We start from the raw sequence: 11537 nt of genomic DNA on the forward strand, positions 1-11537 counted from the left end.
CGCCGGACAGGCTGGAGGTGTCCGCCGGCCCGGCAACACTTCCGCCCGTCCGGCGTTTGAGGACCGGGGGTTCGGGGGCAGCGCCCCCGAGTCGTCGACGGGAACGGGTAGGGGCGGCGGGGGCGGAAACACCACCTCCACCCACAACCCGCCTTCCCCCCGCGCCCGCGCCTCCACCACACCCCCGTGCGCCCCCACGATCGCCGCCACGATCGACAACCCCAGCCCCGCCCCCTCCCGGGCACGGCCCCGCACCCGCTCCACCCCCAGCCTCCGGAAGGGTTCGAACAGCACCCCCACCTGATCGACCGGCACCACCGGCCCGCTGTTGGCGATCCGCAGGGACGCCCGCCCGTCGACGACCCCGGTCCAGACGGTGACCCAGCCCCCCGCCCCCTCGGCCACGTTGTGGCGGACGGCGTTCTCCAGCAGATTGCTCACGAGCCGTCCGACCAGATGCGGGTCCCCGACGAGCGGCGCGGACGTCAGTTCCGCGTCCACCCGGGGCCCGGGGCCGCCCTCGGACAGCAGGTCATCCGTGAGGACCGCCAGGTCCACCGACTCCCGCTCGTGCAGCGCCCGCTGTCCCCACGCCAGCGTGAGCAGCGCCTCGATCAGCCGCTCCTGCTCCTGCCCGGCGGCCCGCACGCGCAGGCAGGCCGCCCGCAGGGACGCGGCGTCGGCGCGCGGGTCGGCCAGTGCCACGTCGACGACGGCCTGCTGAAGGGTGAGCGGGGTACGCAACTCGTGCGACGCGTTGGCCACGAACCGCCGCTGCGCCTCGAAGGCGCCCTCCAGCCGGGCGAGCAGATCGTCGAACGTGTCGGCGAGATCCTTCAGCTCATCGTCGGGGCCGGACACGGCGAGACGCCGGTGCAGATCGTCCGCGGAGATCCGCCGGGCCGCGACCGCCATGTCCCGCAGCGGCGCGAGGACACGTCCCGCGACCAGCCATCCGAGGATCAGCGAGGCGATCGCCATGACGCCGAGGGCGATCCCCGACTCGATGAGCAGCTGGTGGAGCTGGTCACCCCGCTGGACGGCCAGCCGCTCGCGCACATAGCTCTCGACCGTGGCCGCCCCCGGCTTCATGACGCTCCCGGAGCCCGCGTCCCCCGTATCCGCGCCGCCCGGTACCGGCCGGTCGCCCGACCCCGTCCCGGACACGGCCAGCGGCTGGTTGTCGGCCACGAGCGCGTACGTGAGGGCCAGCAGCACCGCCCCCGTCACCACGAACAGCCCGCCGTAGAGCAGCGTCAGCCGCCACCGGACGCTCTGCGACCTCCGGCCCCCGCGCGACCCCGGGAACGCGAACCGCCCGCGCACCGCACCCACACCGCTCACGCCACCCGCGCCCCCCATACCGCCCGTGCCACCCACACCGCTCACACCCGGTACCCGGCCTGCGCGACCGTCTCGATCAACGGTGGCTCACCGAGCTTGCGCCGCAGCCTGCTGACCGTCACCTTCACGGTCTGGGTGAAGGGATCGGCCGCCTCGTCCCAGCCCCGCTCCAGCAGTTCCTCGGCGGAGACGACCGCCCCGCCGGCCGCCATCAGCAGCTCCAGGACCGCGAACTCCTTCGGGCTGAGCGGCAGTTGCCGCCCGTCGCGGGACGCCACCCGGCGGGCGGGGTCGAGCCGCAGGTCGCCGCGGACCAGAACGGGCGGCAGCGCGGGCTGCGCGCGCCGGCCCAGGGCCCGTATCCGCGCGACGAGTTCGGTGAAGGCGAAGGGCTTCGGCAGGTAGTCGTCGGCGCCCATCCCGAGCCCCGCGACCCGGTCGGCGACCGTGCCGGACGCGGTCAGCATCAGTACCCGCGCCCGGCTGCCCCCCTCGGCCAGGGCCCGGCAGACCCGGTCACCGTGCAGTCCGGGCAGGTCACGGTCGAGCACGACGACGTCGTATCCGTTGACCGTGGCCCGCTCCAGCGCCGCATGGCCGTCCAGTGCGAGATCGACGGCCATCCCCTCTCTGCGCAGTCCCGCCGCGACGGTCTCGGCGAGCTCCTCGTGATCCTCGACCACCAATACGCGCATCGGCATCTCCGGCTGCGTCTCCGGCTGTTGCGAACCCTGCGGCCAGCGTGCCCGCCGGCCGGTAACAGGGTGGTAAGAGCGCCCGTTCCCGTGCCGTAACCGCCCGCGCGCTGAGGTGGTCCCGACCGGGGACCGACGTCCCCGGAACGGCCGACACGACGGAAGACACCAGGGAGGACCCCATGCGGAGTTCGACGAAACGGCACCGCCGGCTGGCCGCGGCCTGCGCCCTGATCAGCGCGCTCACGCTCGGCGGGGTGTACGCCGGTCAGTCCGTGGCCGCCGGATCACCGTCGGACGGTGACTCGTCGTCCGGCGGTGGATCTTCGTCCGACGGCGGCTCGTCGTCCCCGAAGCCGCCGAAGGACGACGACTCGACCGACTGGAAGCGCCAGGACAAAGCGTCCCGCGCGTACACCGAGTGCATGCGTGACAACGGTCTGGAGGACTTCCCCGACATCGTCATCTACACGGCGGACGGGGGCCGCGGGGTGAAGGTACGGATCGACAGGGGCGAGGGTGACGGGGCGAAGCGCCCGGACCCGACCTCGAAGGAGTTCCGCAAGGCGGCCAAGGCCTGTCAGGACATCCTCGACGACATCGGCGTCAAACTCCCCGTCCCGCCCGGCGACCTGCCCGGGAAGGGCGGCGGACCCGTCCCGGCCCCCGGCGGCTGCGGCGAGATCCGGCAGCACGAGAAGGGAAGCGACGAGAAGGGAAGCGGTGATCGGCGCGAGGGCGGCGACACGACGGAGTCGAGCGTCGGGGGGCTCGTCTTCAGCGGCTGATCCGCGACCGCGGAGGCCCCGGGCGGACCAACTCCCGCCCGGGGCCGCGTACGACGTGTCCCGTACCGCCTACCGCCTACCGCCTACGAAACGCTCAGCCGAGCGACGTCATCACGTGCTTGATGCGCGTGTAGTCGTCGAAGCCGTACCCCGACAGGTCCTTGCCGTAGCCGGAGTGCTTGAAGCCGCCGTGCGGCATCTCCGCGACCAGCGGGATGTGCGTGTTGATCCACACGCAGCCGAAGTCGAGGACCTTGGACATGCGCATCGCGCGCGCGTGGTCCTTCGTCCAGACGGAGGAGGCGAGCGCGTACTCGACGCCGTTCGCGTACTCGACGGCCTGGGCCTCGTCCGTGAAGGACTGGACGGTGATGACCGGGCCGAAGACCTCGTTCTGGATGATCTCGTCGTCCTGCTTCAGGCCGGAGACGACGGTCGGGGCGTAGAAGTAGCCCTTCTCGCCGACGCGGTGGCCGCCCGCCTCGACCTTGGCGTGCGCGGGCAGCCGCTCGATGAAGCCGGAGACCTGCTTGAGCTGGTTCGGGTTGTTGAGCGGCCCGTACAGCACGTCCTCGTCGTCCGGCTGCCCGGTCTTCGTGTCGGCGGCGGCCTTGGCGAGCGCGGCCGTGAACTCGTCGTGGATGGACTCCTGTACGAGGACGCGGGTGGCGGCCGTACAGTCCTGGCCCGCGTTGAAGAAGCCCGCCACCGAGATGTCCTCGACGGCCTTGGCGATGTCGGTGTCCTCGAAGACCACGACGGGCGCCTTGCCGCCCAGCTCCAGGTGGACCCGCTTGACGTCCTTGGCGGCGGACTCGGCGACGGAGATGCCCGCCCGTACGGAACCGGTGATGGACGCCATGGCCGGAATCCGGTGCTCGACCATCGCGCGGCCGGTGTCACGGTCGCCGCAGATGACGTTGAAGACGCCCTCGGGGACGATCGAGCCGATGATCTCGGCGATGAGGACCGTGGAGGCGGGGGTGGTGTCGGACGGCTTGAGCACGACCGTGTTGCCCGCGGCGAGCGCCGGGGCGAACTTCCACACGGCCATCATCATCGGGTAGTTCCACGGCGCGACCTGGGCGCAGACACCGACCGGCTCACGGCGGACGATCGAGGTCAGGCCCTCCATGTACTCACCGGCCGACCTGCCCTCCAGCATGCGTGCCGCGCCCGCGAAGAAGCGGATCTGGTCGACCATGGGCGGGATCTCCTCGGACCGGGTCAGTCCGATGGGCTTGCCCGTGTTCTCGACCTCCGCGGCGATGAGTTCCTCCGCCCGCTCCTCGAAGGCGTCCGCGATTTTCAGGAGGGCCTTCTGGCGCTCGGCGGGGGTCTGGTCGCGCCAGGCGGGGAAGGCCGCGGCGGCGGCCTCCATCGCGGCGTCGACGTCGGCCTGACCGGACAGCGGCGCGGTGGCGTACGCCTCGCCCGTCGCGGGGTTGACCACGTCCGTGGTCCGTCCATCGGCGGCATCGCGGAACTCTCCGGCGATGTAATTACGCAGACGACGCAGCTCGGTGCTCACTGCCCGGCCCTCCTGTCGGATGTCCTACGACTGTCCTTCTACGGTCCCGCGCCCCCGGTGTCCACTACCTGAGACGCCTGGATGCCCACCCTAATCCTCGCCCCGACGTTTTCAACACCCCCGCTGGCCCCAGAGCTGCGAAATCCGCAGACTTGGAACACGTAAACAACGAATTTCATCGATCACACCTTGCGGAACTGTCGAGCCCTCGTGCACAGTGAGCGCGTGGCCAGTCGAAGCGCAGACCCCAGGGATCCCCGGGACTCCCGTGAGTCCAGGAGCGGCACCCCCCAGCTGGATGCCGTCTCCCTCGGCATCATCGAGCAGCTCCAGGAGGACGGCCGCCGGCCGTACGCCGCGATAGGCAAGGCCGTGGGCCTTTCCGAGGCGGCCGTGCGCCAGCGCGTCCAGAAGCTGCTCGACCAGGGCGTGATGCAGATCGTCGCGGTCACGGACCCGCTCACCGTGGGCTTCCGCAGGCAGGCGATGGTCGGCATCAACGCCGACGGCGACCTGGAACCGGTCGCGGACGCGCTGACCGCCATGCCGGAGGTCGAGTACGTGGTGATGACCGCGGGCTCCTTCGACATCCTCGCCGAGATCGTCTGCGAGGACGACGACCACCTGCTGGACGTCATCAACAAACGCATCCGGATCCTGCCCGGCGTGCGCTCCACCGAGAGCTTCGTCTACCTCAAGCTCAAGAAGCAGACCTACATGTGGGGAACCCGATAGCCGTGACTGCCAAGGACCTCAGCCGCACCGCGTACGACCACCTGTGGATGCACTTCACCCGCATGTCCTCGTACGAGAACGCGCCCGTCCCCACGATCGTCCGTGGCGAGGGGACCTACATCTACGACGACAAGGGCAAGCGCTACCTCGACGGTCTGGCCGGTCTGTTCGTGGTCCAGGCGGGCCACGGCCGTGCCGAACTGGCCGAGACGGCCGCCAGGCAGGCCCAGGAACTGGCCTTCTTCCCGATCTGGTCGTACGCCCACCCGAAGGCCGTCGAGCTGGCCGAGCGCCTCGCGCACCACGCTCCCGGCGACCTGAACAAGGTCTTCTTCACCACCGGTGGCGGCGAGGCCGTGGAGACGGCGTGGAAGCTCGCCAAGCAGTACTTCAAGCTGCAGGGCAAGCCGACCAAGTACAAGGTCATCTCGCGCGCGGTCGCCTACCACGGCACCCCGCAGGGCGCCCTGTCCATCACGGGCCTGCCCGCGCTGAAGGCCCCGTTCGAGCCGCTGGTCCCCGGCGCGCACAAGGTCGCGAACACGAACATCTACCGCGCGCCCGCGTTCCTCGACAACGGCTCCGGCGTCTCCCCCGAGGCCTTCGGCCGCTGGGCCGCCGACCAGATCGAGGAGCAGATCCTCATGGAGGGCCCGGAGACGGTCGCCGCCGTCTTCCTGGAGCCCGTGCAGAACGCCGGCGGCTGCTTCCCGCCGCCGCCCGGCTACTTCCAGCGGGTGCGCGAGATCTGCGACCAGTACGACGTACTGCTCGTCTCGGACGAGGTCATCTGCGCCTTCGGCCGCCTCGGCACGATGTTCGCCTGCGACAAGTTCGACTACGTACCGGACATGATCACCTGCGCCAAGGGCATGACCTCGGGCTACTCCCCGATCGGCGCCTGCATCATCTCGGACCGCCTCGCCGAGCCGTTCTACAAGGGCGACAACACCTTCCTGCACGGCTACACCTTCGGCGGCCACCCCGTGTCGGCCGCCGTCGGCCTCGCGAACCTCGACATCTTCGAGCGCGAGAAGCTCAACGAGCACGTCCTGGCGAACGAGGGCGCGTTCCTCTCCACCCTCCAGAAGCTGCACGACCTGCCGATCGTCGGCGACGTCCGGGGCAACGGCTTCTTCTACGGCATCGAGCTGGTGAAGGACAAGGCCACCAAGGAGACCTTCACGGACGAGGAGTCGGAGCGCGTGCTCTACGGCTTCGTCTCCAAGAAGCTCTTCGAGTACGGCCTCTACTGCCGCGCCGACGACCGCGGTGACCCGGTCATCCAGCTGTCGCCGCCGCTGGTCTCCGACCAGTCGACGTTCGACGAGATCGAGGGGATCGTCCGCCAGGTGCTGACGGAGGCCTGGGCGAAGCTGTGAGCTGAACCTTTGAGCTGAACAAGTGATCAACACCGACCCCGGTGCCGCCCGTTCGAGTGAGAATGCGCGCCCCGGGGCCGCGTGCTGTCCGGCCTCCGGGCCCCGACTCCCTAGCGTGCCCAGTGACCGATCGGCCCTGCCTTCGTTCCCCCGACCGGGGGACCCGGTGACCTTCCGAGGACGCCCGGGCAGCGCAAATCAGATCTGAAGAGGTGTACGCGATGGCGGCTCCGCCGGACAACGACGTGCTCTGGGCACGTGCCCTGCACGTCAAGCACAACGGCTCACCCGCACTCACCGGCGTCTCGATCGGGGTTCGCGAGGGCGAGATCCTCGCCGTCGGCGGCCCGCGCGGCAGCGGCAAGACGACCCTCCTCCAGTGCCTGTCGGGACAGCTCCTGGCACAGCAGGGCGAGGTCTGGTTCAACAGCACGCCCGTCCACACCATGAGCCCGACGAACCGCGAACGGCTGCGCCGCGACCGGTTCGGCTGGATCGACCCGGCACCGGTCCTCGTCCCCGAGCTGACCGCCTGGGAGAACGCCGCCTTGCTCCTGATGCTGCGCGGGGTGAACCGCCGTCGGGCCAAGACCGCCGCGCTGGAGTGGCTGGACCGCCTCGACGTCGGCGGCTGCGCCCGCAAACGCCCGTACGCCCTGCTCCAGTCCGAGCGCCAGCGGGTGGCCATCGCCCGCGCCCTGGCGCCCGCGCCGAGCGTGATCTTCGCCGACGAGCCCACCGCGCCGCTGCACCGCGCCGACCGCGCCCAGGTGCTGCGCACGCTCACCGCGGCGGCCCGCTCGCACGGGATCACGGTCGTCCTGGCCACGCACGACGCGGACACCGCGGCGCTCGCCGACCGCACGGTGTCGCTGCTCGACGGGCGGCGCGTGAACACGGTCCATCTGCCACCGGTCGCGGACCCACCCGAGCAGGCCGGGGCGACCGGGCCCGCCGAGACGGAAGGCCGGGCAGCGTGCTCGCTCTCCGCCTAGTCCGCGGGGCCAACCCCGCCGTCCAGTTCCGCCGGCTCCTCGTCGCCGCGGCGTCCGCGGGCACCGGCTTCCTGCTCCTGTGCACCCTGGGATACGCGCTGGGGCACCCCGACGCGTCCACGGCGGCCGTGCTCCGGCTCGCCTGGTGCCTCGCGCCGATCGCGGCCACCGTGCAGTTCGCGGTCGCCGTCGCCCGGACCGACCCGGCCACCCGCCCCCGGGCCGGGCTCGCGGCGATCGGCCTGGGACCCGGGCAGCTGATGATCCTGGCGGCCGTCTCCACCGCGGTGTCCTGCACGCTGGGCTCGATGGTCGCCCTGCTGTTCTTCCTGCACCTGCGCGGCGACCTGACGGGCCTGCCGTTCGACGGCGAGGCGGCCGGGTTCCTCGCCGCGAACCAGCTGCTGCCCCTGCCCGCCACGCTCACGCTGCTGGCCCTGGTACCGGTCCTCGCGTCCGCGGCCGGCGCGCTGGTACTGCGCCCGAGGGGCCCGCTCCCCACGGCGGGCGGACGCCCGACCCGCCTGGGCGGCTTCGGCGGCTACGGCCGCTCCACGGACCGCATCGGCTCCAGCGCGTACGGCCGCTTCGGCTCCCACCCGAACAACGAGCCCCCCGCCCCGAAGGGTCCGCGGGAAACGCCGCGACCGACCCCCACGGACCCGCAGAATCCCCACGACCCCGCCCCGGAAGGGGCGCGAGGAACTGCGCGACAAGCCCCCACCGGCCCGCGGATCCCCGACGACCCCCACCACCCCCACCCCCTCCCCACCCCCACCGGCCTCCCCTGGGGCGCAGCCGTACTGGCCGCGGGCCTGGCCGTGGAGGCCTACGCGGGCAGGAGCACCCACGAGGGCCCCGCACTGCCGGGCGGCCTCACAGGAGGCCCCTTCGGCGTACTCGTCGGCTGGGCCCTCACCGCACTGGGCCTGGCACTCGCCGGCCCCGCCCTCACCCACCTCTGCGGCAGGCTCCTCCAGTCCGTACGCCCGAGCGCCACACGCCTGCTCGCCGGACGCGTGCTGATGGAGGAGGCGACCCGCATCGGCCGCCCGCTCGGCGTCGTGTGCGCGGTGGCGTCGGGCACGTACGCCATGGCCGTGCTCTACAGCGGTACGCGCCCCGGCATCGGCCCCCTCACCACCCTCGGCCTGCTGCTCGTCGCCGGATGCGCCCTGGCCACGCTGCTGACGGCCGCCGTCGAGGCGAGGGACGCGCGCGCCGACACCACCGCGGCCCTGCTGCGGATCGGCGCGCCCGCCTCGACGCTGCGCGCCGCCGCCGCCCTCCGCGCCGGGGCCCTGATCGCCGTCCTCACCCCTCTGACCTGGGCGATCGCGGAGCTGGCGGCCATGCCACTGGTCCGCTGACCCGGCGTACGCAGACGGGCCGCTCACGTGATCCGCCGCGTGGTCGAGCGCCCGTACGAAAAAGATTCGCGCGGACCGATGACTTTTCGGCGGGCCCCCGGTCTGACCCTCCGAACAGCAACTCACCCGACGGAGGACCTCCCATGTACCAGCAGATGATCTTCGTGAACCTGGCCGTGAACGACGTGGACGTGTCCAAGAAGTTCTTCTCGGAGCTCGGCTACACGATCAACGCCCAGTTCTCGGACGAGAACTGCGCGTCCGTCGTCATCAGCGACACGATCGTCGCGATGCTGCTGAACAAGCAGCGCTACGCGGACTTCACGAAGAAGGAGATCGCGGACTCGACGAGGACCAGCGAGGTGCTGCTGTGTCTGAGCGCCGAGAGCCGCGAGAAGGTCGACGAACTGGTCGACAAGGCGATCGCGGTGGGCGGCTCGGCGAGCGGCGAGACCCAGGACCACGGGGTCATGTACGGGCGCGCCTTCGACGACCCGGACGGCCACACCTGGGAGGTCATGTGGATGGACCCGTCCGTCGTCCAGGGCTGACTCCCCCGCCCCCGCTCCCGTACGCGCCCCTGTCCGCGCCCCCGTCCGCGCCCGCAGGGGTCACCGCCGAACGGGCCGCGCTCGAACAGCCCGTGCTTACATGGGCGGGTGCAGACGAGCCCCGCCCATGTGGCCCATCACAACGACCGTGAGATCGAGACGCTGGAGGAGTTCGACGCGACCGTGTCGGCCCGCGGCACCCTCACCGGCTTCCGCGTCCAGGCGGTCGATCTGACGGACCGTACGAAAGAGCTGCTGGCCAGCGACACCGCGGGCGCCGTCTTCCTGGGCTGCCCGATGCGGGACAGCGCGGCGGCGAAGATCCGGGCCGACGGCGCGCTGGTCTTCCCGCCTCTGCCCGGTGTGCCGTTCGACCCGTACCGCGGCCACCTCTACACGCCCGACGAGCTGTTCGGCTCCCTCGCCAAGGGTTACGAGGCGACGCCGGACGCGGTCGCGTACGACTGGTTCCAGCGGACCCGGGCCGACGGGGACGTCTACGCGTCGATGCTCCGCTCGATCCACGACGACGCCGTCTCCGACGCCCTCGACGAACTCCTGCGCGGGGCGCGCGTGGTGGGCGTGATGGGCGGCCACGCACTGGCCCGCGGCACGGACGCGTACGGGGACGCGGCCAGGCTGGGCCGCGCGCTCGCCCGCGCCGGGTTCACGGTGGCGACCGGCGGCGGCCCCGGCGCGATGGAGGCGGCGAACCTCGGCGCGTACGCGGCCCCGTACCGCGACGGCATGCTGGACGAGGCGTGCGAACTCCTCGGGAAGGCGCCGTCGTTCGTACCGTCGGTGACCGACTGGGCGCGCGCCGCCTTCGAGGTGCGCGAGCGGTGGCCGAAAGGCAACGCCTCCGTCGGCATCCCCACCTGGTTCTACGGGCACGAGCCGCCGAACGCCTTCGCCTCCCACATAGCCAAGTACTTCGCCAACGCCACCCGCGAGGACGGCCTGCTGGCCCGCTCGAACGCGGGCGTGGTCTTCCTGCCCGGCGCCGCCGGGACGGTCCAGGAGATCTTCGACAACACGACCCCCAACTACTACGGGTCACGCGGCGAACCCACCCCCATGGTCCTGGTGGACCGCGCCCACTGGACGCAGCGGCTGCCCGCCTGGCCGCTCCTCCAAGCCCTCGCCCGCGACCGCCCGATGGAGTCCCGCATCGCGCTGGTGGACCGGATCGAGGAGGCCCCGGAGGCCCTCGACCGCCTGTCGCGTGTAAATGAAACCTAAAAGCCAAGGGGCAAGACGGACACACGGATTGACAACCGCGGACGGTGCCCAATAAACCTGTGAGGCGTCTGGGATTGCTGTTTCTCAGTAGCTCCCATCAACCCCCCTCATTTTGTGCATCCCGTGAAGGGCAATCGTGTCCATATCTCGCCGTACCGCACGTTCTGTGCGCATTCTCGGAGTTGCCTCCGCCTCGGCCGCGCTCACGCTCGGTCTCGCCGGCAACGCGCTCGCCTGCAACATCAGCGAGTTCTCGGCCGTCGCCAAGTGCGACGGTACGAAGGGCATCATCAGCGTCACCGACAAGGACCCGTCGGGCGTCAAGGCCACGGTCAGTGTCTTCCTCCAGTCGAACGGTGCCGACGCGAAGCTCGTCGGTGAGCAGGAGGTCAAGGGCACGCGCGAGGGCGTGACCATCGACTTCGCCGAGGACTGGAAGCCGAACGCGACGTACCGCGTGCACGTCAAGGCCGGCAACCAGGTCGACGAGGACATCAAGGAGAACCTCGTCACCCCGTCCGAGGGCTGCGAGTCCCCGGAGACCACCCCTCCGGCGACCCCGAAGCCCTCGGAGAAGCCCTCCGAGCCGGCTGAGGAGCCCTCGGAGCCCGCCGAGTCCCCGGAGCCGTCCGAGTCGGAGTCCACTCCGGCCGCGTCGACCGGTGACAACGCCCCGTCCCCCGCGGGCGACTCGAACCTCGCCGAGACCGGTTCCAGCTCCAACACCGGTGCGATCGCCGGCATAGCGGCCGCGCTCGTGGCGGCCGGCGCCGGCGTGATGTTCGCGCTCCGCCGCCGAGGCGCAGCAAAGACCCGCTGACCCACCAGTAGTGGCCCGCCCCAACACCCGCTCAGAGGGGGCGGGCCCCAACAGCGTCCCGGACCACCCGGGGCCCCCCCCCCC

11 protein-coding genes are annotated in these 11537 nt (G+C 71.4%); 8 read left to right on the forward strand and 3 right to left on the reverse strand.

The features are described 5' to 3' along the window. Both ACFVH5_RS30275 and ACFVH5_RS30280 read right to left on the reverse strand, forming a co-directional pair. Nucleotides 1-1344, reverse strand: a 1344-nt coding sequence (locus ACFVH5_RS30275; protein ID WP_385836893.1) for a sensor histidine kinase, incomplete at its 3' end; no start/stop codon positions are given. Nucleotides 1345-1385: 41 nt separating this feature from the next. Next, nucleotides 1386-2039, reverse strand: coding sequence for a response regulator transcription factor (locus ACFVH5_RS30280; protein WP_385836895.1), 654 nt, complete (start codon nucleotides 2037-2039; stop codon nucleotides 1386-1388). Nucleotides 2040-2221: 182 nt separating this feature from the next. Here ACFVH5_RS30280 and ACFVH5_RS30285 point away from each other — a divergent pair, with 182 nt between their 5' ends. Continuing rightward, complete coding sequence (locus ACFVH5_RS30285) at nucleotides 2222-2827, forward strand: hypothetical protein (protein ID WP_385836896.1); 606 nt, start codon at nucleotides 2222-2224, stop codon at nucleotides 2825-2827. A gap of 94 nt (nucleotides 2828-2921) precedes the next feature. Here ACFVH5_RS30285 and ACFVH5_RS30290 read toward each other — a convergent pair whose 3' ends face one another. Then, on the reverse strand, nucleotides 2922-4358 hold the full coding sequence (locus ACFVH5_RS30290) for a gamma-aminobutyraldehyde dehydrogenase (RefSeq protein WP_384813457.1): 1437 nt from the start codon (nucleotides 4356-4358) through the stop codon (nucleotides 2922-2924). 210 nt (nucleotides 4359-4568) lie between these two features. On the opposite strand from ACFVH5_RS30290, the gene ACFVH5_RS30295 reads away from it, so the two are divergent. The 7 genes from ACFVH5_RS30295 (at nucleotide 4569) to ACFVH5_RS30325 (ending at nucleotide 11453) form a co-directional block, all read left to right on the forward strand. After that, nucleotides 4569-5093, forward strand: a complete 525-nt coding sequence (locus ACFVH5_RS30295) for an Lrp/AsnC family transcriptional regulator (RefSeq protein WP_107021782.1) — start codon at nucleotides 4569-4571, stop codon at nucleotides 5091-5093. Further along, nucleotides 5078-6475 (forward strand): aspartate aminotransferase family protein, encoded by a 1398-nt coding sequence (locus ACFVH5_RS30300; protein ID WP_384813452.1) that lies wholly within the window; start codon nucleotides 5078-5080, stop codon nucleotides 6473-6475. Before ACFVH5_RS30295 ends, ACFVH5_RS30300 begins: the two co-directional genes overlap by 16 nt. A 221-nt stretch (nucleotides 6476-6696) precedes the next feature. Continuing rightward, on the forward strand, nucleotides 6697-7470 hold the full coding sequence (locus ACFVH5_RS30305) for an ABC transporter ATP-binding protein (RefSeq protein ID WP_385836897.1): 774 nt from the start codon (nucleotides 6697-6699) through the stop codon (nucleotides 7468-7470). Next, nucleotides 7452-8840: a hypothetical protein gene (locus tag ACFVH5_RS30310; protein WP_385836898.1), complete on the forward strand. Its 1389-nt coding sequence runs from the start codon at nucleotides 7452-7454 to the stop codon at nucleotides 8838-8840. Before ACFVH5_RS30305 ends, ACFVH5_RS30310 begins: the two co-directional genes overlap by 19 nt. Nucleotides 8841-8983: 143 nt before the next feature. After that, nucleotides 8984-9391, forward strand: a complete 408-nt coding sequence (locus ACFVH5_RS30315; protein WP_385836900.1) for a VOC family protein — start codon at nucleotides 8984-8986, stop codon at nucleotides 9389-9391. 108 nt (nucleotides 9392-9499) lie between these two features. Further along, nucleotides 9500-10633 (forward strand): LOG family protein, encoded by a 1134-nt coding sequence (locus tag ACFVH5_RS30320; protein WP_385836901.1) that lies wholly within the window; start codon nucleotides 9500-9502, stop codon nucleotides 10631-10633. A 166-nt stretch (nucleotides 10634-10799) separates the two neighbouring features. Continuing rightward, entirely contained in the window at nucleotides 10800-11453 is a 654-nt protein-coding gene (locus tag ACFVH5_RS30325) for an LAETG motif-containing sortase-dependent surface protein (protein WP_384813439.1), read from the forward strand. Nucleotides 11454-11537 lie beyond the last annotated feature (84 nt).

The organism is Streptomyces sp. NPDC127119, from assembly GCF_042677425.1.
In the GTDB taxonomy this organism is placed as follows: domain Bacteria; phylum Actinomycetota; class Actinomycetes; order Streptomycetales; family Streptomycetaceae; genus Streptomyces.

Bases quoted from the DNA above. Each gene is read 5' to 3' on its own strand.
- ACFVH5_RS30305 (WP_385836897.1), top strand. From the start codon at position 6,697: ATGGCGGCTCCGCCGGACAACGACGTGCTCTGGGCACGTGCCCTGCAC.
- ACFVH5_RS30285 (WP_385836896.1), top strand. From the start codon at position 2,222: ATGCGGAGTTCGACGAAACGGCACCGCCGGCTGGCCGCGGCCTGCGCC.
- ACFVH5_RS30280 (WP_385836895.1), bottom strand. From the start codon at position 2,039: ATGCGCGTATTGGTGGTCGAGGATCACGAGGAGCTCGCCGAGACCGTC.
- ACFVH5_RS30315 (WP_385836900.1), top strand. From the start codon at position 8,984: ATGTACCAGCAGATGATCTTCGTGAACCTGGCCGTGAACGACGTGGAC.